The 23,944-nt window shown below is 39.5% G+C and carries 23 protein-coding genes; 1 reads left to right on the forward strand and 22 read right to left on the reverse strand.

Annotated features, from left to right (window positions below):
* Position 1: 1 nt before the first annotated feature.
* The 5 genes from fliG to MTF67_RS00890 all read right to left on the reverse strand — a co-directional run bounded on the left by fliG (position 2) and on the right by MTF67_RS00890 (position 5,842).
* The gene (fliG, locus tag MTF67_RS00870) at positions 2–1,048 is read right to left on the reverse strand and encodes a flagellar motor switch protein FliG (protein WP_006792737.1); all 1,047 of its coding nucleotides are present in this window, start codon (positions 1,046–1,048) and stop codon (positions 2–4) included.
* On the reverse strand, positions 1,041–2,756 hold the full coding sequence (gene fliF / locus MTF67_RS00875) for a flagellar basal-body MS-ring/collar protein FliF (protein WP_008132632.1): 1,716 nt from the start codon (positions 2,754–2,756) through the stop codon (positions 1,041–1,043). The genes fliG and fliF overlap by 8 nt, the downstream gene beginning before the upstream one ends.
* A 20-nt stretch (positions 2,757–2,776) precedes the next feature.
* Positions 2,777–3,109 (reverse strand): flagellar hook-basal body complex protein FliE, encoded by a 333-nt coding sequence (fliE, locus tag MTF67_RS00880; protein ID WP_008132633.1) that lies wholly within the window; start codon positions 3,107–3,109, stop codon positions 2,777–2,779.
* A 157-nt stretch (positions 3,110–3,266) separates the two neighbouring features.
* Positions 3,267–4,733: a sigma-54 dependent transcriptional regulator gene (locus tag MTF67_RS00885; RefSeq protein WP_010555910.1), complete on the reverse strand. Its 1,467-nt coding sequence runs from the start codon at positions 4,731–4,733 to the stop codon at positions 3,267–3,269.
* On the reverse strand, positions 4,730–5,842 hold the full coding sequence (locus MTF67_RS00890; RefSeq protein ID WP_138740375.1) for an ATP-binding protein: 1,113 nt from the start codon (positions 5,840–5,842) through the stop codon (positions 4,730–4,732). The genes MTF67_RS00885 and MTF67_RS00890 overlap by 4 nt, the downstream gene beginning before the upstream one ends.
* A 131-nt stretch (positions 5,843–5,973) precedes the next feature.
* On the opposite strand from MTF67_RS00890, the gene MTF67_RS00895 reads away from it, so the two are divergent.
* Positions 5,974–6,567 (forward strand): DNA-3-methyladenine glycosylase I, encoded by a 594-nt coding sequence (locus MTF67_RS00895; RefSeq protein WP_248518472.1) that lies wholly within the window; start codon positions 5,974–5,976, stop codon positions 6,565–6,567.
* A gap of 275 nt (positions 6,568–6,842) precedes the next feature.
* Here the strand turns inward: MTF67_RS00895 and MTF67_RS00900 are convergent, their stop codons facing one another.
* The 17 genes from MTF67_RS00900 to MTF67_RS00980 all read right to left on the reverse strand — a co-directional run bounded on the left by MTF67_RS00900 (position 6,843) and on the right by MTF67_RS00980 (position 23,905).
* A complete protein-coding gene (locus MTF67_RS00900) occupies positions 6,843–8,279 on the reverse strand; it encodes a sigma-54 dependent transcriptional regulator (RefSeq protein WP_248518473.1) in 1,437 nt (478 codons plus the stop codon).
* A 161-nt stretch (positions 8,280–8,440) separates the two neighbouring features.
* Positions 8,441–9,223, reverse strand: a complete 783-nt coding sequence (locus tag MTF67_RS00905; RefSeq protein ID WP_248518474.1) for a flagellin — start codon at positions 9,221–9,223, stop codon at positions 8,441–8,443.
* Between the two features lie 42 nt (positions 9,224–9,265).
* Entirely contained in the window at positions 9,266–10,075 is an 810-nt protein-coding gene (locus MTF67_RS00910; protein ID WP_248518475.1) for an SDR family oxidoreductase, read from the reverse strand.
* A complete protein-coding gene (locus MTF67_RS00915) occupies positions 10,072–10,770 on the reverse strand; it encodes an acylneuraminate cytidylyltransferase family protein (RefSeq protein WP_248518476.1) in 699 nt (232 codons plus the stop codon). The genes MTF67_RS00910 and MTF67_RS00915 overlap by 4 nt, the downstream gene beginning before the upstream one ends.
* A complete protein-coding gene (locus tag MTF67_RS00920; RefSeq protein ID WP_248518477.1) occupies positions 10,767–11,729 on the reverse strand; it encodes a Gfo/Idh/MocA family oxidoreductase in 963 nt (320 codons plus the stop codon). The genes MTF67_RS00915 and MTF67_RS00920 overlap by 4 nt, the downstream gene beginning before the upstream one ends.
* Positions 11,729–12,787, reverse strand: coding sequence for a nucleotidyltransferase family protein (locus tag MTF67_RS00925; protein WP_248518478.1), 1,059 nt, complete (start codon positions 12,785–12,787; stop codon positions 11,729–11,731). The genes MTF67_RS00920 and MTF67_RS00925 overlap by 1 nt, the downstream gene beginning before the upstream one ends.
* 10 nt (positions 12,788–12,797) lie before the next feature.
* Complete coding sequence (locus MTF67_RS00930; RefSeq protein WP_248518479.1) at positions 12,798–13,430, reverse strand: acetyltransferase; 633 nt, start codon at positions 13,428–13,430, stop codon at positions 12,798–12,800.
* Positions 13,423–14,505, reverse strand: a complete 1,083-nt coding sequence (neuB, locus tag MTF67_RS00935; protein ID WP_248518480.1) for an N-acetylneuraminate synthase — start codon at positions 14,503–14,505, stop codon at positions 13,423–13,425. Before neuB ends, MTF67_RS00930 begins: the two co-directional genes overlap by 8 nt.
* Positions 14,502–15,659, reverse strand: coding sequence for a UDP-N-acetylglucosamine 2-epimerase (gene neuC, locus MTF67_RS00940; RefSeq protein ID WP_039036576.1), 1,158 nt, complete (start codon positions 15,657–15,659; stop codon positions 14,502–14,504). Before neuC ends, neuB begins: the two co-directional genes overlap by 4 nt.
* Positions 15,660–15,665: 6 nt before the next feature.
* On the reverse strand, positions 15,666–16,808 hold the full coding sequence (locus tag MTF67_RS00945) for a LegC family aminotransferase (RefSeq protein ID WP_039036575.1): 1,143 nt from the start codon (positions 16,806–16,808) through the stop codon (positions 15,666–15,668).
* An 11-nt stretch (positions 16,809–16,819) separates the two neighbouring features.
* Complete coding sequence (locus tag MTF67_RS00950) at positions 16,820–18,001, reverse strand: UDP-N-acetylglucosamine 4,6-dehydratase (RefSeq protein WP_039036574.1); 1,182 nt, start codon at positions 17,999–18,001, stop codon at positions 16,820–16,822.
* Between the two features lie 73 nt (positions 18,002–18,074).
* Positions 18,075–20,168 carry a 6-hydroxymethylpterin diphosphokinase MptE-like protein gene (locus tag MTF67_RS00955; protein ID WP_248518481.1) on the reverse strand — a complete coding sequence of 698 codons (2,094 nt, stop codon included), beginning with the start codon at positions 20,166–20,168 and terminating at the stop codon, positions 18,075–18,077.
* A 70-nt stretch (positions 20,169–20,238) separates the two neighbouring features.
* On the reverse strand, positions 20,239–20,520 hold the full coding sequence (locus MTF67_RS00960) for a hypothetical protein (RefSeq protein ID WP_039036572.1): 282 nt from the start codon (positions 20,518–20,520) through the stop codon (positions 20,239–20,241).
* Positions 20,510–20,944 carry a flagellar export chaperone FliS gene (gene fliS / locus MTF67_RS00965; protein ID WP_039036571.1) on the reverse strand — a complete coding sequence of 145 codons (435 nt, stop codon included), beginning with the start codon at positions 20,942–20,944 and terminating at the stop codon, positions 20,510–20,512. The genes MTF67_RS00960 and fliS overlap by 11 nt, the downstream gene beginning before the upstream one ends.
* Before the next feature lie 40 nt (positions 20,945–20,984).
* On the reverse strand, positions 20,985–22,391 hold the full coding sequence (gene fliD, locus MTF67_RS00970; protein ID WP_039036570.1) for a flagellar filament capping protein FliD: 1,407 nt from the start codon (positions 22,389–22,391) through the stop codon (positions 20,985–20,987).
* 27 nt (positions 22,392–22,418) lie between these two features.
* Positions 22,419–22,853: a flagellar protein FlaG gene (locus tag MTF67_RS00975; RefSeq protein WP_039036569.1), complete on the reverse strand. Its 435-nt coding sequence runs from the start codon at positions 22,851–22,853 to the stop codon at positions 22,419–22,421.
* An 86-nt stretch (positions 22,854–22,939) separates the two neighbouring features.
* Complete coding sequence (locus tag MTF67_RS00980) at positions 22,940–23,905, reverse strand: flagellin (protein WP_039036568.1); 966 nt, start codon at positions 23,903–23,905, stop codon at positions 22,940–22,942.
* Between the last annotated feature and the right edge of the window lie 39 nt (positions 23,906–23,944).

Genomic DNA, 23,944 nt, shown 5'->3' on the forward strand with positions numbered 1-23,944 from the left:
CTTACAAGAACTCCTCACCACCACCACCGCCTAACTGAATTTCACCCGAATCAGATAAACGACGTGCCGTTGATAGAATTTCTTTTTGGGCAGCTTCAACTTCGCTAATACGTACAGGCGCCATTGCTTCTAAATCATCAGCCAGCATATCGGCAGCACGCTTAGACATATTACCCAGTATTTTGTCTTTCAGACCGTCGTCTGCACCTTTGATTGCTTTCATTAATACATCTTGTTGTACTTCTCGTAGAATGGCTTGAATACCCCGGTCATCCACATCCATTAAGTTTTCAAATACAAACATAAGATCCTGAATTTGCTGAGACATCTCTTCGTCATGTTCACGAATAGAATCCATTAGCTGCCCTTCTACGTTTGTATCTAGGTAGTTCATAATGTCTGCCGCGGCTTTTAAGCCACCCATTTTCGCAGCTTGTGCCCCTGCTTGTCCGGCAAATTGTTTTTCCATAATTTCGTTAAGTTCTTGTAGTGCGGCTGGTTGCACTTCTTCAAGGTTGGCAATTCGCATGGTTAAGTCAAGACGTACTTTCTCTGGGAACTGCGCAATAATTTCTGCGGACTGCTCAGGCTCTAAGTAAGACAATACAATCGTTTGTATTTGGGGGTGTTCATTACGAATAATATTCGCCACCTGCTTAGAATCCATCCATTTGAGAGAATCAAGGCCTTTAGCCCCCGACCCCATAACAATTTGGTCAATAAGGCTGGCCGCTTTATCTTCACCCAATGCAGCAGTAAGCGCCTTTTTAATAAAGTCTTCTGACTGAAACCCTATAGTACTGAAGCTTTGAATTTGCTCAATAAATAAGTTGTGAACCGCACTTATTTTAGCCTGTGACAGGTCGTCTAACGCAGCCATTGCCATCCCAACTTTTTGAACTTGTTTAGGCTCCAAGTGCTTAAGTATTTGCGCTGCATCTTCCTCTGATAAGCTAAGTAATAAAATAGCGGCTTTATCTACACCGTCTAGCTTATCAACATCAAACGCTGCTGGAAGTTGTTTTTGTTCTTGATCTTGATCAGTCATCTTCTGTTAACCACGCTTTCACTACTTGTGATGATAGTTCTGGTTCATTTGCTACAAGGGCACGAATTGCTTTGAGTAAGTCTTCGTCGCCATGTAAATCTGGTAACTGCAGTGTACCATCGCTTGAGAAACCAATTGAAGCAGAATCAAAGTCTTTGTTTAGCATATCCAACGTGCTATCGCCAATGTCTACGCCTGCACTTAACGCATCTTCGTCATATTCTTCAAGTGTATCGTCTGGGTAAATTAAACGTTTAAGCATCGGTTTAACTACCGCCATTATGAGTACAATAATAACTAATGCGCCCAGTACCAAGCGGATTATTTTCATAAACCAATCCTGCTCCCAAAGCGGCACGCTAATATCAAAATCAGTTGCTTCGCGAACAAACGGAACCGTTACCACTTCAAGTGCATCACCACGCTGCATGTCAAAACCAACGCCACCTTGTAATAAACGACGAATATTTGACAATTCTTCCACTGAGCGCGGTGTCATTGTGGTTTCACCGTTTTCACCTACTTTCGGAATGTAGTCAACGGCTACCGACACGCTTATTCTACGTATCACACCTGTTTGCTGACGCTTATGTGAGATAGTTGTATCTAACTCATAGTTACGCGTCGCTTCTTTATGCGTTCTTGATGGTGAAGTTGCACTACCTGCGCCACCTTGTCCCGCAACTTCAGGAATATTAGAGTTTACTGGAGGCTGATTCGTCAGAGCACCTGGTATACCTACTGCTAAACCACCTATATTATTTTCTTCGAATGTGGTTTCGCTTCTTACTGCTGGTAAATCTGGGTTGTAGCGTTTTTGCGTCTCCTCAACAGCACTAAAGTCCATACTTAAATCAACTTGTGCAGTGTAGTTTGCAAGCCCTACTACAGGTATTAAAATACTGTCTATTTTTTCAAGATATTCTTGTTCACGCTTACGCTCTATGTCGTACTCTTTGCGTGAACGTGCAGCAAGCGATGTTTGCGAGCCTGAATTTAATAAACGACCATTTTGATCCGTAACCGTTACACGAGCCGGCTCTAAACCTTGTACAGCTGATGCAACCATATCAACCACAGAGTCGACCTCTTCGCTATCTAGCGAACGCCCACGCTTAAGCGTAAGCACAACAGTTGCTGAAGGCTTTTTCTCTCTGCGCGCAAATACATTTTCTTTTGGAATGGCAAGCAATACACGTGCACGCGTAATATTATTAAGCTCTTCAATTGTGCGCGCTAACTGTTGTTCACGGCCATGCTTTAAGCGTTCACGCTCTAAACGCTGACTTACACCAAACCCCATGTCTTGCATGATAATATCTGAACCCGATGTAGGGCCTTGCTCTAGCCCTTCACGAGTCATTAAAAGTTTAATATTTTGATACTCAGTTTCAGGGACGAGCACTACATTTCCATCTACTTGGTATTCAATTTTTTGTGCGTCTAAAAAGTCGAGCGTTTCAATAAGCTCTTCTGTCTGCATTTTACCAAGTGGGCGCATATCTGGCTGACGTGCCCAAATAATAATAAATATAGCAATCGCTAAACAAATGCCTAAAGCAATAACTAAAGTTACTTGGCGCAATAAATCAACGCCATTTAGCGAACTTAAGTAGCCTGATTTCTGTTCTTGTTGATCGTCGCTATCGCTTTGGTCCATTTCACCAGTAGCAAGAGCCAGATCGGTTGATTGATTAGATTGCGCCACAATAATTCTCCACTACCTAGTTAAACAGGCATGTTCATGATTTCTTTGTAAGCTTCGACAAGTTTGTTACGAACCTGCACTGTCGCTTCAAATGCAACTGACGACTTTTGAGAAGCAATCATCGCTTCGGCCAAAGACACACTTCTGTCGCCTGTTTCTACTGCCACTACTTTTTGTTTAGCGTCTTGCTGCAAACCGTGCACAGTATTAATTGCATCCGATAGCATATCGCCAAATTGAGCGGTTGATGAGGCTTGTGTTTTTACTGGCAATCTTTCGATTTGATTATTACGGCCAGCTTCTAAAGCCATTGATTGCATTTCTTGAAATACAGCGCTGTTTTGAATTTTCATAATTTGTCTCTGACAATGCAGTTAACTCTTAACATGAATAAAGCACAAAGCATGCCAAAAAATTAAATCAATAATTTCAATTAGTTGGAAGGAATTTGACAAGTCAGAGTTTTGACAGCCCTAAATTCAAAGGGGAAATTTAGGGCTAAAAATGATGTTATGCGGGGAGTGAAATACCTAAATCGCGCATCTGCGCTAGTTTGTAACGTAAAGTCCGAGGGCTTATACCTAGCGTTTCAGCGACATCTTTTCGCTTACCTTGGCATCTTGCTAACGTTTCTAAAATAATGCGATGCTCTTTATCTTTTAGCTCATCCTTATAACTTCCCGTATCAACAGCCAATAAGTCTTGTTTTGTTGGCTCGGCTGGAGATGACTGTTCGTCATAATACGCTGAACTCATAGCGCCTTGGTCAATATCTCTATTAGTAGCACTTACTTGCTGCTGACTAGTATTTTGCGCACTGACAGATGCAGGCTCCATTACAAAATCTGTCGCCGCTATGTTTTCAATGAAAATAGCATGCTCGTTTAGAGTATCCCCAGTCCTAAGTATTAACGCACGTTGTATTACGTTATCAAGCTCACGCACATTACCAGGCCAAGAATGAGCAAGTAATTTTTTCTCTGCGGCACTATCAAGATAAGCCATAGGCTCTTTACTTTTGTTTAAGTGGCGCTCAATTAAATGTTTAGCCAATACAAGGATATCTCCAGGTCGCTGACAAAGTGGTCGCCACATCAAAGGAAACACATTAAGCCTGTAATATAAATCTTCTCTAAATTGGTTTTCGGTAACCGCTTCTTTCAAATCGCGGTTACTTGTTGCAAGTATCCGTACGTCTAGCTGGATTGTTTTTCTTCCACCTAAGCGTTCTACTTCGCGCTCTTGCAACACACGAAGTAATTTAGCTTGCAGCCCTAAATCCATTTCTGTTATTTCGTCAAGCAATATAGTACCGCCTTGCGCTTGCTCAAACTTACCAGGACACGCTTGAATTGCGCCTGTAAACGCGCCTTTTTCATACCCAAATAAGGTTGCTTCAAGCATATTTTCAGGAATTGCTGCACAGTTAATCGCAACAAACGGCGCATCGCATCGGTTCGATTTATCATGAATATACCGTGCAAGCACTTCCTTACCTGAACCACTTGGGCCTAGCACCATAACGCTCGCATCAGAGCGTGCAACTTTACTTGCTAACTCTAAAAGTTGAATACTGCTTGGGTCGGCAACAATGGGTCCGTCGGTCTCTTTTGCTTTTTCAGGTAAGTATCGACTTACCATATTGAGTAAAACTTCAGGTGCAAACGGCTTTGCCATGTAATCAATAGCGCCCAAGCGCATCGCTTCAACAGCATCGTCAATGGTAGCGTACGCCGTCATCATTAAAACAGGCAATTCAGGGTGGTTAAGCTTAATACTGCGTAGTAAATCAAGCCCACTCATAGTGCCCATTTGTACATCACTCACCACCAGCGAAAATTGCTCTTTTTTCAGCAATAACATGGCTTGCTCTGCACAATTAGCCGCAATACATTCAATCCCCGACATTTCGAGTGTGTCAATTAAGGCTTCGCGAAGCCCTGCATCATCTTCGACAACTAAAATAGTGTTACTCATAATGATTCCTCTAATTTAGATGCGGTGCGAATAGGTAAAAGCAAACTAAAGCATGCTCCACCGCCTTTATTATTAGTCACGTCAACACGCCCCTGATGAGCGTTTGCAACCGAACTCACAACAGCAAGCCCTAACCCTGTGCCTTGGCTTTTAGTGGTATAAAAGGGTTCAAATATTTTTTCTGCTTGAGTTAAATCAATACCTGGACCGTTATCGGATACGCTGATACGAACAAAATCTGGATTTTGCTCGTCAGTCGCAGCACTTAATTTTACTTCAGCGCCAGCACCAATGACTTGAATACTGTTATGGATTAAATTTTGAATTGCGCTGGCTATGGCTGATTTATTGCCTGTTATTTGAATATCTGGCTCTGGGAGGTTAACAGCTAAATGACTGTCATTTAGTGTCACCATAGCATCAGCACCCGCTTTTACCTCACTGAGTAACTGCTGCATAGACACTTGCTCAACAACTTGCTGGTCGCCACTTTTGGCAAAAAGTAGCATATCGTTTACTTGAGTTTCTAAATCTTTTAAGCGTGACATTAACTTGCTTTGAAAATTATCGCGAGATGCCTCGGGTAAACGCTTAGAGCCCAAATTAGCAGCATAAAGCATGGCCGCTGAAAGTGGGGTTCGAACCTGATGTGCAAGCGACGCCACCATTTTACCCAAAGCACTTAGGCGCTGCATATGAGCAACTCGCTTTTGTAAACGGCGTGTTTCACTCAAATCGGTCATTAAAATTAGCTGGCCCGGCTCGGGCGCTAACGCTGTTATATCAAGCTTAATTAAACGGCCATCTTTAAGCGATACTTCGTGACCATCGTCTTGATGCGGTCTAAAAGAGCGTTGAATAACGCTAAACCACTTTTCACCTTCTAAAGGTTCGCCTAACATATCAATGGCTATTTGGTTGGCCTTTGCAATCATTCCTTTACCATCAAGCACAACCACACCTGCGGGCATGGTATCAACTAAATGTGAAAGCCAACTTGCTTGCTGACGCAGATCGCTTAACTCACCTATGTACTCCTCTTGAAGTAAACATGGGTTATACTGATTTGCAGAAATAAACTGTGGTTTAAGCACGCTCGCAAGGGCCATAATCAAATCTCGAATTTGTATAGATATAGAGCTTAATGCACAATGTGTACCAAAATTTATTTATATTATTTTCATTAACTTACAATAATAATAGCGCGACATAAAAATGACGCGCATAAAAAGGAATATGTATGAGTGAGCAAATAAAATGCCGATGTGCTTGGTTAGACGCCACCAAACCCGATTACGTTTTATATCACGATTTGGAATGGGGCGTCCCTGTTTACGATGATCAAACACTGTTTGAATTTATAACGCTAGAGTCGGCTCAGGCAGGCTTAAGTTGGTATACCATTTTAAAAAAACGACAAGGGTATAAAAATGCATTTGCTAATTTTGATGTAAATAAAGTCGCGTTGTTTACCCAAGACGATGTTGAGCGTTTAATGCTTGATGAAAAGATCGTACGAAACCGTTTAAAAATTAACGCCACAATAAATAATGCCAAGCAATTTATAGACATTCAAAAAGAATTTGGCAGTTTTAGCGCGTATCAATGGCAGTTTGTTGATAACAAACCGATCGTGAGCAATTTAAATTATACCGAAGAGACGCCTGCAATCACCAAAGAATCAACAGCCTTCGCAAAGGATTTAAAAAAGCGCGGCTTTAAATTTTTAGGCCCTACCACGGTATACGCTCATATGCAGGCCTGTGGTATGGTTAACGATCATAGTAATGACTGCTTTAGAAAAGATGAAATTATACAGGCGTTTAATGGGTAAGTAATTTGCTCACAAAGAGGTTAAGAGGCGCTGCGCTTTTGAGAAGTAACGTAAAATTTAGTTATATTCACTCATTTACCCTCATTTTTCAGATATGTGTTTAAGTAATTAAAAGCTACGCTTTTCACGCGAGTAAGCTCAGCGCCTAGCATCAAAGTCTAAGTTTGCGTTTATCTTGTAGACGCCAAGCTTGCTTGCGTGACGGGCAAAGCCCGTAAATTAGTTGCTCAAAAATGAATAAAAATAACAAAGAGTATTTCACCATCTTCGTACTGCTAATCTCGTGAGAGGTTATACTTTTTCATTTTTTCGACCAGTGTTGTGCGCCTTACACCTAATATTTCTGCGGCGCGCGCAACAACGTAATCAAAACGCTCTAAAGCTTGGGTAATTAAGCTTATTTCAAGCTCAGCTAAATACTCTTTAAGCTCAATGCCCTCTTCGGGTAATACGCCTGAGCCAGCTTGGTTAAATTCAGGCTCTGGCTCATTGTCATAATCACTAAACCCCGTGCTGAATATATCGTTAAAAGCATCTTTTTCCATAAGTTCTTCAGGATATTCAGGCTCATAAGCATCTACCTCAATGTAACGATATTTATTGGGTAGATCAGGGATGTCCACTACCTTTTCAGGGAACATTATAACCATGCGCTCAACCAAATTCGCAAGCTCACGGATATTACCCGGCCATGCATGCTCTTTTAAACTTTCGATCGCTCGCTCAGTAAATTTAGCTGTCGTGCCCGTTTGCTCGTTTACGCGACGCATTAACTCCTTAAGTAGTAAAGGAATGTCATCAGCACGCTCACTTAACGACGGGTTCTCTATAGGGAATACATTTAACCGGTAATATAAATCTTCACGAAAGCTGCCAGCTTCAATCATGGTTTCGAGGTTGCGGTGTGTTGCAGCAATAACACGTACATCGGCTTGAATCGCCTTAGTTCCACCTACACGCTCATAGCTTCGTTCTTGTAATACGCGTAAAAGTTTAACCTGCATTTGTAACGGCATATCACCAATTTCATCTAAAAACAGCGTACCGCCTTGCGCCAACTCAAAACGGCCTTTACGCGCAGAAATAGCCCCTGTAAACGCCCCTTTTTCGTGGCCAAAAAGTTCACTTTCTAATAGTTCTGCAGGTATGGCTCCACAGTTTACAGGCACAAATGGCCCTGTACTTCGTTTAGAAAGTAAGTGAACGTTACGTGCAACCACTTCTTTTCCAGTACCTGACTCACCTAAAATTAAAACGTTTGCATCTGTTTTTGCTACTTGTTCAATTAAAAAGCGGACCTCTTTTACGGCTTGTGTTTCACCTACAAGGCCATCAAAAGATTTATGTGACTGAGTATTTTTGTGCTCCCCCGGCAACATACGATGATACTGCTGGCAATCATGAAGCAACTGTGTGGTCACTTCGTGATTAAATGGCTCACAAATAAGTCCAACTACATTAGCAATGCTAAGTAATGGTCTTAACGTTTCACCTATTAATAAAAATGGAAGTGTTGGGTAGCGCTTAATTAAGTTTTCGTGATCGAGAGACTGTAAAGCCCCTAAAATGACCATGCACTCATGCTGCTGATATTTTGCACACTCTTGTTCAAAGTTGTCTTCATCTGAACGATGAGTAACCTCACCGATAAAACCAAGTGATGCGTTTAACCCAATAGAGCGATTGTTATTATTATCTAAAATCAGGATCATAGTTAGCGAGCCGTGCTTCACTCTTTAATGTAATTAACTAAATTGTAAGCCAGTTAAGCACGGATGCAAGTGATAGCGGCAGTTTTTTGACATAAACGCCAAAAAACAGACGCACTCGTTAATTCAGTCATACTTAAGAATTAACTATTAAGTATTAATATTTAAAGTAAGCCTAAAATAGACTCTGCAGATTGGTTAGCCTGGCCACGAAGAGCAACTGATGATTGCGCTAAAATATCATTAGACACTTGTTGAGAAATTGCTAGAGCGTAATCGGTATCTTGAATGCGGCTTTGACTGGCTGCAATATTTTCTTGCTGCGTCCCTAACCCTTTAATTGTGCTTGCCAACGTATTTTGAAATGCACCTAACCCAGCTCGTTGTGCATTTATTTCATCATTTGCTTGCTTACTGATGTCAATAGCCGCTTGAGCACCGGCTTGGGTTGAAATATCAATGGTTGATAACGCAGAGGCAAAACTACCATCTGTAGGGTTTACCGTTTGGTTTGTATTCGCATCAGCACCAACTTGAAACGAGACAGCTTGACCATCAAATAAAGGCTTTCCTGCAAAACTCGCATTTTCGAACGTTTCAGATATTTGGCTTTGCAATTGCACGACTTCTTCTTGCAACGCAGCACGGTCATTGTCAGTCAATGCACCGTTACCCGCTTGAATTGATAACTCTTGAATACGCGAAACGGCATCATTCACACCACTCAAGTTAGCTTCGCTTACTTGAGTATATGAAATCCCGTCATACGCATTACTTACAGCTTGGCTAAAACCATTTTGCTGTGAAGTAAGCCTATCAATAATTTGCAAAGCCGCTGCATCATCTGCTGCGGTATTTATTTTTTTACCTGTAGCAAGTTGTTCTAAAAGCTTATTACCCGTTTGCTGAGTTTGGTTTAAAAATGAACTTGAGTTATCAATTTTCATAGCTAACTCCTAATGGATAGTAATTAACTTAGTATAGACTATTTAGACAGCAGTCCAACCTCCATCTAAAAATAAGCTCTGTCCAGTCATATAACTTGAAAGTGCTGAACTAAGGTAAGCAATTGCACCTTTGATATCTTCTTCCGTTGCCATTCTTGCTAATGGAACCTTAGCATTATACTTTTCTAAAAAACTCTCCGGTTGGCCACGCTCAATACCACCTAACACGATATTATTCACCCTTACATGAGGTGCAACTGAGGGCGCCATCCAACGCGTTAATTGCATCAAACCTGCTTTACTTGCAGCGTACGCTGCTGGGTTACCCATATCTGTGCCTTCATATAAATCCATTTGTGGCCCAACAACACCATATATAGACGAAATATTTATGATACTGCGACTACCATACTGTTGTTTTTTCATTAATTCATACGCCAATTGGCTTAATAAAAACGGCGCAGAAAGATTCACATTTAAACAATCATTGAATGTCTCAATTGATTGCTTTTCAAAAGGAACACACCACCCAGTAAGTTTATCTGTGCCGACAAATGCCGCATTATTTATTAATATATTGAGCTTCCCACCCGAGATTTTTGCTACGCTCTCCATAGCGCCAATAATGGCTTGTTTATCAGCTAGGTCACAAACCAAAATGTGAACTTTTGTGCTATTGCTATAAGTCTTTTGGTGAAGCTCGTGCAAACTTTTTTTACTACGATCTAATAAAATGACATTCGCACCAAGCTCTAGCAAAGTATCTGCAGCGGCCTTACCTACATGCCCACTGCCACCAGTGATCAAAGCCCAACATTCTTGAAGATCTTGTAACTGCGCTAATGTTCTCATTTTTGCTCCAACTTATTAGCTAGTAATTGTGCAAAGTCAAAATCTATTTGATTATCAATATCTACCGCTCTTTCTCTAGGCACACAGACACTAGTGACTTTACCAGCCATTACACTATTACTTTCACGTATATATGTCGGCGTTGTAACATAGGTAACAGTAGTAATATCAAAAATTTCAGGGGAGTCTTGTCGCCTTGATACTTGTTCATCACTTTTGATCACCAACTCAACAAGAGCATCTTCTGTGTATTTGACCATATTAAAAAACGGGCTACGATCTGATGGGGTCACAGTGATACAAACATCTGCAGATGTTGACTTTAATTTATCAATTGCAGCCTCAACATCAGCCTCATTTCTCAAAGGGCTCGTTGCAGGTAAACTAATAAAAAAGTCAAACTTACCATATTTTTTTTCTACCCACTCAACGGCATGTTGCCAAGATAGCCACTCAGCAGAAGTGTCTGAAGCCAGCTCTTTGGGCCTATCAATAATTTCCGCCCCCACAGCTTTTGCTACATTAGCTATTTCAATATCATCGGTTGAAACAAAAATACGGTCAATAATCGGAATAGCTTTCGCGGTATCGATCGACCAGTTTAATAGTGGTTTCCCTGCAAGAGGTAAAATATTTTTCCTTGGTAGCCCTTTTGAGCCACCTCTAGCAAAAATAAATGCATAATGACTCATCATGTACTCTTTTTAATCATATCTATTAATTTTAATGTCTCAGCAGCTTGCGCTAAATCTACTGTTAAATGCTTTTTGCCTAAACACAGGTTTTCAAACTCTTTTATTAAATCTAAGTACATATCATTAACTTGCCAATCATTGAATGCAAAGTGTTGGTGTTCTTGATGATTTAAAAAAATGTCTACTGTACTTTTCAATAAATCCCAATGAATACGTCCATTTTCTCCTTTAACTGTGCAAAAACGCTGTGGTTGCTGTTGTAAAAAATCAAGATGCACATGGCCCTGAGCACCACTTTGCGTGCTAAATACAACATCAACTAAATCTTCAACGTCTAAGCCCAACTCTTTTGAGCTTCGTAAAACCGCGTGTTCAACATTGAGCGGGCCAAATAACCATTGAGCGTAGTCAAACTCATGGCTGAGCTCTAATAAGGCACCGCCGCCAAGCTCCCGTTGTGCCGAAACAGAGTATCGGTAATCTATCGTTCGACGCCAATCTGGTAAGTATTGACCAACCTCTATAGTAATATTATAAATTTCCCCAAGTATTTTACTCTTAATCAGCTCATGCATTTTTTTTGCAGCCGGCATGTACCTTAAGCAGTAGCCAACAGCGGTGGGAGTTAACTCTTTCTGACTCAATTTAAGTAAAGATTCAGCTTCGCGAAAATTAATACATAAAGGCTTTTCAATCAGACACGGAATTCCCGCTTGTATTAATTCCTTCGCATGCTGAAGGTGCATACTCGCTGGTGAAGCAACGATGACAAAGTAAGGCTTCAATCTAATTAGTTCAGCAACCTCTGTAACAATCAAATCGGCACTATCAGGTAACTCAGTCAATACCTTACCTCTTGCAGAAAGAGTGATCACTTTTGATTCTGGGTATAGGATCTTAAGATTCTTTCGATGGCGAAGAGAGATATTACCAAGCCCAATTACAGCTAAGCATAGCATTAACTCATGCCCAAATTGCGAATATCAACTTGCGCACGGTTGAAATCATCCATGCGACCAATATCAAGCCAATATTCATGAATAGGAAACATTAAAACATCTTTTTCCTGTGCGATTTGCTGTTCTAAAATTGTTGGCATATCAATATTTAATTCTCGGGGCACCGCGTTAACAACACTTGGCGATAGTACATAAATTCCCGCATTTACAAAAAATCGTTGAATCGGTTTTTCTACCATTTCAGTTATACGATTTCCTTCTCCGCTAATCACACCATACGGTATTTGATATTCGTATTCTCGGACACACATCGTTGCATCGGCACCATTATCACAATGAAACTCTAACAAACGTGTAAAATCTACCTTAGTCAGTACATCCCCATTCATCAAAATTAACGGAAGTTCTTGAGAAACATCATCAGGTAATAAACCCAGTGCACCACCGGTACCAAGAGGCTTATCCTCATGAATATATTCAATATTGACTCCCCACTTACTGCCATCACCAAAGTGACTCAAAATTAACTCTGGCATATAATGAGTCGATATATAAAAGTTTCTAAAACCAGCTTTAACAAAGCTTTTCAATACTGTTTCAAGTATTGGTTTATTGCCAATTTGTAGCATGGGTTTTGGGCAATTATCGGTCAATGGCCGTAAGCGAGTACCAAAGCCACCCGCCATTAGAAATACTGGATTGTCATATTTTGGCTTGCTAAGAAAGTGCTTGAGCATTTCAAAGCCAACTACTTTGCCTTTATCGACCAAAGGGACAGATAAAATACTCTTGCGTTCCATCAGCTCAATTAATTGCTCTTTAGCGGTGCCTCTTTGTGCTGTAATTGGGGATAAATTCATTATTTCTGATAATGCAACCTCAAGGCCGAGATTTTTCAACAGTGCCCGCCGGATGTCACCATCAGTAACAACACCTAATAAATGGTTTTCATCATCAACTACAAGCACAACTTGTGATGCTTGTTCGTTAATAACTTCCAGTGCGTCTCGTAAGGTTCGCGTTGGTGAAATTAAGATATTTTGCCATACAAACTTCATCTGTAATCCCCTATTTAATATTGCCACGACAGCCATAAAGAGTCGTGTTTTCAGGAATATCCTTATCAACTAATGCATTTGCACCAATAATTGAGTTACTTCCAATATTTATGCCTGGTAGTACAACTGCACCAGCGCCTATAAAGACATGCTTGGCCACATTGGCGCCACCACAAATTACAGCACCAGGGGCTATATGAGAAAAGCTACCTACAATGCAATCATGTTCTATAACTACTCTAGAGTTAATCACAACATGTTCGCCTATTTTTGCTCCTGCATTTATAATAGCGCCAGGCAAAACTTGCACGCCTAAACCCAACATAGCATAGTGTGAAATAATAGCGCGCTGGGATAATACATTAGTAAATGTATAGCCTTTCGCGACAACCATATCAATTATATTAAGACGTTTTCTATCATCAAGCTGTGGTCCTATAGCAACCACAACACCATATTGCTTCGTAGAAAAAACCGCTAAATCATCATCACGTTTATACAGTTTTATACCTGAAAAAATTTCATTTGAGGGGCGTACAGGACTGATTATTCCAGCTACCGTTTGCTTATTTTCTCTAAGAATATCAGTCAGCACACTCGCATGCCCACCGGCCCCCAAAATTACTGTGGGTTTGCTATTCATTAATTAATTGACCTGCTTTATAGTGGCGAGAAGCATTACACCCCATAATTTTCCAAAAAAGACTTGGTGACATACCGTTACCTGGTCTTTTAATATCAATGTTGTGCTCTGAGAAGACCGTACCAGGTGAGATATCGACAGCAGCGACTAAGCTTTTTCTTGCTGCGATTTTATTTGCGACTTCGCTTTTAGTAGGAGCTTTAATTTTACTGCCCATAGCTTGCTCTGTCTGCCTGACCAAGTTGATCATCTCACTTAACTGTGCAGGGTTAAGGGATGCCTTATGATCTGGTCCAGCCATGTTTTGATCCAAGGTAAAGTGTTTTTCGATAATCTTGGCGCCACAAGCAACGGCAGCTAAAGGTACTAGCCACCCTTCGCTATGATCGGAGTAACCCGTTGGTAAATTAAACGCGTTTTCCATACTTGCCATAGCTGACAAATTTATTTCATCAAGTGGGGCTGGGTATTCGGTTGTACAGTGTAATAATGTCACTTTACTTTGCAATAAAGCTTGCCCTTGAATGCTACTGTAAGCTAATTCAAAATCCCCTTCACTAGGGACCTGCTTCTTAGGAAAAATGTAGCCATAAGCAATCACAGCAAGAGCCGCTTCGATTTCGCCTAATGTCGCCATGCCTGTAGATACAATTAAATCACAACCAGATTGAGCGTGCTTTAACACCAGCGGGAGGTTCGTGATCTCTCCTGAAGGAATTTTTAACCTAGTTAGTTTTAAGTCGTCGATTAAAAAACGCAAGCTTTGTATATCAAATGCTGTTGATAAAAATTCGATTCCTAATTTTTTACATTCAGCTACTAATGTATGATGGCTTTCATAACTCAATTCCAAACGCTCTAACATTGTTAATTGTGATTCAACCATGCCAATATTGGTGCTTTGATAACTTGCTTGAGCTGCGTCACTAGTTACAATGTTCTTTGCTTTAAAGGTCTGAAACTTAACTACGTCTGCTCCTGCACGATGAGCTTCCCTTACCAACTCAAGAGCCAGCTGCTCATTGCCATTATGATTAACGCCAGCTTCAGCAATAATTAATGTTTTTTGGCTCATGCATTATCTCTGTCATAAAAAGGTTTACTTTGGCAGTTGCTCAAATCAACCTCACTCAATATTTTAACTATTTTTTCAGATGCATTGCCTTCCCCATAGGGATTAATAGCCTGTGTGCATTGGAAAATAAAGTCAGTATCTAGGGCTTTATCAATCGCATTCATTAATGCAATATTGTTCATACTAGTATCAATGACACTGCAACTTTTAGGCCGACCTTTTTGACGGGTGCCAATATTTATCGTGGGGATCTTAAAACTAGGAGCTTCAATTAAACCACTTGATGAGTTTCCTAGCACACAAGCTGCTTGTTTCATTACAGCTAAGTAGCGCTTAAAACCGAGCGAAGGATAAAGGATCACGTTGTTTAAGTTCGCCAACGCAAGCCACTGTTTTATCATCAGTGCGCCTTCACCATCTGCATTTGGATAAGTGACAAGAAAGTTGATATCGTCTCGTTCTTTAATAACATTTAATAAAGGGTTAATATCATTTTCTTCTGCACAACCTCTAGTAACAGGATGATAAGTAACAAGAAATATAGGGAGATCAATATTTTTAAACGAGACTATATCGTTTAAATTTATATCGCTTGCATTTGAAGCATGAATGATGTTGTCGATACCGGGTGCGCCAGTGACAAAAATTTGACTAGGTTGCTCACCTAATTGCATTAGTCTTTTTGCAAAAGACTCCGTAGCAGGGAAGTGGATACTGGCCATCTTGCTAATACTGTGCCTGAGAGCTTCATCAAACGCTCCTTCAGTTACTTCGCCACCGTGGATGTGAGCGATGGGTATATTTAAAAATAATGCAGCTTGAGCAGCTGCAAATATTTCAAAGCGATCACCTAAAATCAAAATACAGTCTAAGTTTTGGTACGCGAATCCATCTGTAAAGCTTATCGTCGCTAAACCTGTTGATTTGGCAATACCAACTCTAGTTTTTGATGAAAGTAACATCTCGACTGGTATAATGTTTTCTACACCTGATTCTTCAAGCTCACTTATAGTGTAACCATATTCAGGCGACAAGTGCGTACCGCAAGCAAAAACGACTGAAGCTATATTTTGTGCATTTTGCAGTAAACAAATCGTTCTACTTAATAACCCAAAATCAGCCCTTGTTCCTGTTACTACACCTATTTTTCTCATACTTGCTCACTTTATTGATACAGAACTTGGGATGTTAACTAAACGTTCGGCTAGAAAAAGCGAGTTGTTGAGAGGCCCACACATTGACTCTTTAAACATCGGTAATGTATGCATTAACTGCCATACAGGCCTTGTCATTACTCCAGCTTTATTAGTGTTTGAGAGCAACTCATCTCGGTATTTTTTCGAGGGGCATAATACGGCATTGAGCCAATAATTTGAACGAGCACCTTTCGGCTCAACGATAAACTCCACATCAGATCTTTCAAACTCCGTATGATAAAGTAACGCCAGTTCTCTTTTATTGTCTATATACTCTGATAACCTTTCGAGCTGAGCACAGCCTATAGCAGCATTGATATTAGGCATACGATAGTTAAATGCTACTTCGTCGTGGTAAAACTCGTAAGGGTGAGGCTGTTTTGCAGTGGTGGTAACATGCTTTACGCGGTGAGCTAAAGCATCTTGATTACATAAAACCATTCCACCACCTCCTGTAGTAATTATTTTATTACCATTAAAACTCAGTGCTGACATGTTTGCAAAAGTTCCTGTATGTGAGCCTTTATATAAAGAGCCCAGACTTTCTGCGGCATCTTCGATTAACTCAATACAGAAGCGATCACAAACCTCCCTTAATTCATCGACTCTAGCAGGATGACCAAATGTATGCATTACCACAGCAGCGCTAACACGAGCACCTTTGTTGTGATAGCACTCTTGATCACGGACTTTACAGTTTTCTTCTAAATAACTTAAGAGTGCATCAGGGCATAGCCCGAGCGTTTCACGGTTAACATCAACAAAGACAGGCTCAGCTCCTAAATAATTAATCGCATTACAAGTAGCTACAAACGTAAGTGGTTGAGTGATTACTAAATCCCCGGCTTTTACGCCACTCACATAAAGCGCAGTATGCAATGCAGCCGTACCATTTACTGTAGCTATGGCATGCTTAGAGTTGGTATAGCCTACAATTTTTTGCTCTAATTTATCAACATACTGACCAATGCTTGATACAAAGGTTGAATCTAAAGTATCTAAAACATATTGACGTTCCTTCCCTTCAAAAACAGGTGCATGCAGGGGAATAAAATCATTCGTTTTATAGTAATCGCGGATAAAGTTAATGAGTTGACTAGTATTCACATGAACCTCGACTACATTTTACTTTCAAGGTACTTGCCTTTTTCTTGGTGAGCAAAGTCAGGTAGCAGCGTATAGAAGAGGCCAACGATTTGCTCTTTTGTCCAATGCTGCTTTCCTATAAGATTATCTATTAGTTTAGAAAATTCAACCAATTTCATTTCATCAAATCCCAAAGAACTTTTAATAACACCTAGCCCATCAAACCGCATCATCTCAAGTACTTCTTGAGCGGTATAAAACTCTTCAACATCTTTTTCACCAGTGGTATCACTTTGTGTAAATAAACACGGCCAACTTCCTGTCTCAGGTAGTGTTAAGATTAATGCTCTCGCTTCATCTTCATCTGAGCAAGCGTGAGCCTTAAAGCCACGAGAGTTCAAATAACGTTCTGCAATTGTTGAAAATTTCAAAAGGTGTACATCATCATCCAGCTTGGGGAAAAAAATATCTCCATTTTCCCCTAACAAACATGAAAACAAGCATATTAAACCTGACTCTTCCGGTGTGACGAAGTAACGTTTAATATCATTAGGGGCCACTATAGGTTGTTTTTTCTCGATACGCTGTTTGAATGAATGAAGCAGAGAACCATCACTAAAAGCAACATTAGCAAATCGGGCCATGGATACATCAATTTTTGAGCTGGCTCTTGCAGCGAACATTTCCATTATTTTCTTTGATGCCCCCATCATATTTACAGGGTTAGCAGCCTTATCGGTAGAAACACAAAAATACTTTTTTATTTCTTTTCCGATACATTGTTGTAAGGTTTTTTCAGTATTGAGTATGTTTGTGCGCACCATGCGCATCAGCGTGAAAGGATCCTTTTCATTTCTGACATGTTTGAGAGCGGACAAATTAAGAACATAATCATAACCACCATCAGCGTTGAAAAATGCATCATATTCTTCACTGCCAATATCAAGTGTGAATGTTTGAAAATCTCCCTCTATATATCCTATCGAAGAACGTAAATCACGTACGAGTTCAACAAGGTTATTCTCACTTATATCAACAATATGAAGTTTTAAGGGAGACCTTTTAAAAATCTCTTTAGTAACAGCTTGCCCTATCGTCCCTGCCCCACCTAAAATCAGGAAACGAGAGGTTGAAATTTTAGAGACCAGCTCATGCTCAAATTGTATTAAATCACTGTTAAATAAAGATAATGAGCGCTTTAACAAGTTTAGCATCACAGTCCATTCCTTCTAAATTTAAAAAACGCAATAAAGATAAGTACCCATGATAAATCAATACCTTAAAAGCTTAAGCCTTCTTTTGATATTCAGGTTTTGTCCAATCACATTTTGACTTCCAATTTTTTCTGAAATCAGCTTTAGCTGCTAACACAAACTCAAGCCAAAGTTTATGTGCTTCATTAAAATATACTAGCATTTCTTGCTCTTCTTCAAACTGATATAAAAGAGAAACAATAACACAATGGAAATAATGCATTGTCCCTTTGAGAAGCTGGAATAAATGAGGTGTTTTTGATTTTTTGTAAGCAAAAATAACGCGTTGTTGAGCTATTAAATTTGCGTTAGCTGCATCTCGAGAATTTATCTCTCTAATACCTATATTATAAATATAATCGCAAAGCTCATCAAACTCATCAAAATTAAGAACTTCCTTTATTTGACTATCATCAACTGGAGCGAAAAAATACGATTTTATAGACTCAATGAGTTCTGCTTTATCTTTGATCACCTCGCCAAGTAACAAATCCCCTTCACGAATAGGTACAGCACCTCTTAATTTAGCACCTTCACCAACATTAAATACACTTATGTTTTTTGCAAAAGCCGAAATTAATCTATCAAAGCTATTTTTTGACATTGCCATAAGTGGAGTGGCCATTACATCATTATCAAAATTACCATCGAACCTAATGCTAGCACCTTCAAGTGCCTTAAGCTCTGTATCATTGTATATTGATAAATTTGAGTGAGTTTTACCATTTAAAGTGTATCCGTTGTCTACACCTATTAAATATATTTGCTTAAAGCCAAGCGTCAAAGCATAAGAAAAAGCGGTATTTGAAACAAACGGACCACTAGCAGGTAGCTCGGATACTTGCTTGCCACACATAATATAACTGTAAAGAGACATGAAGGCAGTGGCCGCTTCAGGGCCCTTCAATCCTACGCCCGACCATTTATACAAATCTAAAACATCTGGATACATAACGTCGACGGTAAGAAGGTTTAAATCCTGATATCCCTGCTCGGGCTCAACGAGCTTCAAAATATCGTAAGTTGCCTTTGTGCGTTCAACTAAAACATGAAAATCAGGAACAATCCCAGCTTTAAGTAAACTTTGTAAGGCGGTACCTGCAGCAAAAATAATTGCCTTATTTTTATATGCTTTGATTAATTCAATCGCGTTGTCTAACGATGGTCCGTTACCAACAACAAATACCGGAATATCTGCTAGCATTTTCATTTCTTCAGGTGAAGAAAATAAAAAATCAGCCTTCTTTTCTATATTTTTAATAACATGAGCCAACCCTGTTATTGCATCATTATAAAAGCCATAACCTTGTTGTAATTGATAATAGTTATCAAAAAAAGATTTAATTAGTTCGTTTACTTTTTGCGAAGGATAATGCTGATAACAAAAGCTATTTATTGCGCTAAAAGAGCCTAACTCATTAGCTATTCTGTATATCTCATCGAAAAATTCATCATAGTCAACCCCTATACTTAGGAATAAACAGGCACCTTTTTTATCTAAACCCTCAATTATTTTAAACCAATCAATACAATATAAACTGGCAAAAAACAGCTCTAAATCAGGTTCACAAATGAACATATAATCAAAAGAGTGCTCTTCTAATAGCGCCTGTATATGATACCCCAAACCAACACCAAAAATTAAAGCTGTTGGATAATGTTTTGGTAATGAAGAAATTGGTGTAAATTTGTTGGCGCCAACTTTACTTAAAACAGTACTTAAACGCTGCATATACTGCATGTGTAAACGAGAGTCATCACTTTCCCATTCTTGTGTTCCTGTATAATCCGTGCGCCCAAAAGTTGCTTTTTTCGTATACTTTTTAACTTGTTGAATTGTCTGCGATAGCGGGTTATCACTGTATAAGGGCACATGCTCTCCATCAGGGATAAAATTTCCGTGACCTGATTTAGTAACATGAATACAGAAATCATCGCGAATTTGATATTCTGCTATAGATTTAGCAATATCAGGGTAGTATTTATCGAAAGCTTGTATATTTTTACTAAAACGATAGTTTGCTTCATCCGCAAACTTAAGCTCACGCAGCTTTTGTTCTTGATGGTCTTGAATTGATTTTTCAGTTTCTACGAGTAACGACTGGAGTTGTTCTTGCTGGTTTGTCATAAGTTAGCCACCACTATTGCGAGTGTATTATTCATTCAACCAACTGCAATTAAAATGCCAATGCTGTAGGTTATTTAGAGTAAGCTGAAAGTTTTTTAGAATTGCTTTTAAACTGAAAAAGCTGCTTTTTCATATCGTCACGATGTGATGTATAAACTATAGAAATTTCTATAAGTCTCTTATTTAGCAGAGTAAATGATTGCTCTTCAGCAGCTAAATCCTCTTTAGTTAGACTTCTTAGTAGCTGGTCTATTTCATTAAGGTAATCTTGAGCTTCAATTTGATTAGAGTTTTTAAGCGCAACCTCCATCGCATCAAGCAACTCAGCTAATTTATCCGTATTAGCCTGCATTAACAGTCGCCTGGCTTCCATTTGTACCTAAAACTTGGTGACGAACATCCACTGGAATTGCATCCCATGCAGATTTTATTTCTTTTAGTAAGTTTGAAACTTCATCTACAATATTGACGTCATTCTTTACACTTGCATCAATTAAACGTTCGTTCATGTATGAATATAGGGCATAAAGATTTTCAGTAACTTCTCCGCCGGCATTAAAATCCAAACAATCTCTTAATGCTGAAATTATTGCTGAGGCTTTAGATAAATGCTCACTCTTTGCCTCAAAATTTTTTTTGTCGATAGCCACTTTTGAAAGAACCATTTTTTCAATTGCACCAGACATTAGCATTTGGATTATTTCATAACGATCAGCCCCTGCAACACGCGTTTTTAAGGCTTCTTTTTGATAATTTTTTACTCTAGCATTGTACATAGTTCACCTGATTATATTGTTACCAACTTTGATTCATATACTAACTGTCTGAACGTGTAAATCCAGGCAGGCTAGCTAACTGAGCACTTAAATAACTTTGCGTAGATTGCATTTGCGCAAGCAGTACATCCAACCCCGCATACTGTTCTCGAAGTCTACCTTCCAAGGCCTCCATACGATATTCATGATTAGCCACATCATCTTCTAAATCATCAATCTGGGAATTTAAATTATTCTCGCGTTGTTTCATTATCCCATCAGAATTAACATAGTTATCTAATAAACTTTCCAGATTTTTAGCTATACCGTTATCACCAGCAAAAGCCTTGCCAATATTGTCATAATTTTCATCTATTGCGTCGTTTAGGCTGCGAACTAATGATGACTTCTCTAGGTAACCGTCTTTATCAATCCCTAAACCAATATCAAAAATACTAGTAAATGGTCCTGCGCCTGATAATGGTGTTGATAAACCATTAACTAGCTGAGAATCGAATGATCTTATCGTAGAATCACTATTTAAGGGCTTGCCGATCCGTGTTTGCAACCCTATCTGTCCAATTAGGTTGTTATAATTGGCGATAAACTCATCAACTAGCTCTGTTACACTTTCTCTATCAACATTAACTGAGAGTTTGGCTGTTTCCCCGTCAATACTTTGACGCTTAGCAGTGATAGTCATATCCTGAACAGCGTCTTTAAAGGTGTTTGTGTCGTTCGTTATGGTAATGCCATCAACTTTAATAATTGCATCTTTTGCAGTGTTTTCTGCTGCTATTCCAATGCCGCCTGCACCACCTGCATTTGCTACAGTAGATACGTTATCGAGTTCAGCATTATCGTTTGTTATGACAAGATCGTTCCCGGTACCAGTGACAGTTGAAGTCAAAACTAGTTTAGCTTCCGAACCCGTATTAATAATATTCGCTGTGACACCAAAATTACTATCAGAACTATTTATTGCATCGCGTAAATCTGAAAGAGTAGCACCGGTATCCAAAGTCAAATCAAAAGATTTATCAGGGCCTGCTGAAAAGGATAATGTACCGCCTGAAGCACTCACAACATCTTCATTAGTAGCAAATAAACCATCTTCAGATAAAGCTCTACTCCCTTGGGCAATTGCAACCACTTCTATCTTGAAGTCACCTGGAGAAATATCTGACGTTGGAGTTACAGAAATCAGATCTCCATCATCGCTTGCTGGTTGAGTTATATTGGCAATTCTTTTGTTGAAGTTATCTGGGTCTGCTAATTTTTCAATTGTATCTTGAAGTTTAGACATTGCCGATTTGACTTCACCTATTGCTGATAATTCAACCTGAAGCGCCTCATCCTTCGCTGCAAAGGCATTCATTTTAGGTACATTTTCAGCATCAACTGACGCCGAAATAATACTTTCCAAATCAAGACCTGAACCAATACCCGCAGATGTAATAAGAGGCATAATATAATCCTAAATAGCTGAAACGGCTTAAACTGTTTTATTAAACAGTAAACCTTTATTAGTTAGTTTATCGGCAAATTCATCTAAAGCTTTAGCTATTTCCCTAAACTCTTCGGTAGGAATTTCTCTAATTACTTCATCGTTGCTTTTATCAAGCACTTTAATGATAGGTAGATCTCCACCATCATCAAACTCAAATTTTAAGTTAGTTGATGTTACTGGGATGTACTCATTTAGCTTCTCTAGATTGTCTTTAACTTCGACAAACAATTCTTTATCTTCTTTATCTTCTTTACCTTCTTGCTCTTTAAGGTTTTGAGCATTCTTCAAATCAACAGCTTCTCTTGCTGTTAAAGCTGTACCCTTTTCAAGCTTTTCTTCTTTTACCGCATCTTTAGCAATAGATGTATTTACAACACTGAGCCCATCTATCGTTTTTTGTGAAGAATTTAAATCAATCATCTCGGCTACCCTCGAAACATATATTAAGACTATAAGCCACATTTGGACTATTTGCTTAGTCTAAAGTGGCTCATAGTTCAAATCAATTAGCCTAAAAGCGATAACGCTGCTTGTGGACGCTGATTTGCTTGGCTTAAGATTGTTTGGCTAGCCTGTTGTAAGATCTGCATCTTAGTTAAGTTAGCTGTTTCTTGTGCGAAATCCGTATCTTGGATACGTGATTTTGCAGCCGATAAGTTTTCTGAGATATTTGACTGATTTCGGATAGTTGATTGGAAACGGTTTTGAACAGCACCTAACTCCGCACGTTTTTTATCAACTACTGCAATCATTGCATCCATACCTGCTAAAACCGCTTGCGCATTACCTTGAGAAGAAACACTAATACCTGTTTCGGTAAATTGAGCTGCAAAATTATATGAAGTAGCTGCAGCGGTACCACCAGCCTCACTTACACCCGCTAAGTTCGCAGACAATGCTTTACCTGACACAGCAGATGCAACACTTGCAATACCCGACAAAGTAAAACCTCCGTCCGCAGTTATAGTATTAGTAGTCGCACCTACAGTTTGCATACTAAAACCTATAGTTTGAACAGCATCCGCGCCAACTTGAAAATTAGCTGAAAACGTACCATCTAGTAAATTCTGACCGCCGAATGTCGTATCTTCTGCAACACGGTTAACTTCAGCTGACAAAGAACGGATCTCTTCTTGAAGTGCTAAGCGGTCTTCATCTGTGTTTGAACCGTTAGTAGCTTGCTGTGCAAGAGTACGAACACGCTGGAACATTGACGTTACTTCATCAAGTGCCCCTTCCGCTGTTTGTGCAAGTGAAATACCATCGTTTGCATTTCGGTTACCTTGGTTTAAACCGTTAACTTGTGATGATAAACGGTTTGAAATCTGCATACCTGCAGCATCGTCTTTTGCACTGTTGATACGCATACCTGACGATAAACGTTGAAATGATGTATCTAATGCGTTACTTGATTTGCTTAATTGTCTTTGTGCGTTCAAAGAACTCACATTACTATTTACGTATAAAGCCATGATAGCCTCCGCTTCAAAGTTCGATAGACAATAACGGGA

This window comes from Pseudoalteromonas sp. 2CM32C (genome assembly GCF_023161925.1).
GTDB lineage: Bacteria > Pseudomonadota > Gammaproteobacteria > Enterobacterales > Alteromonadaceae > Pseudoalteromonas > Pseudoalteromonas marina.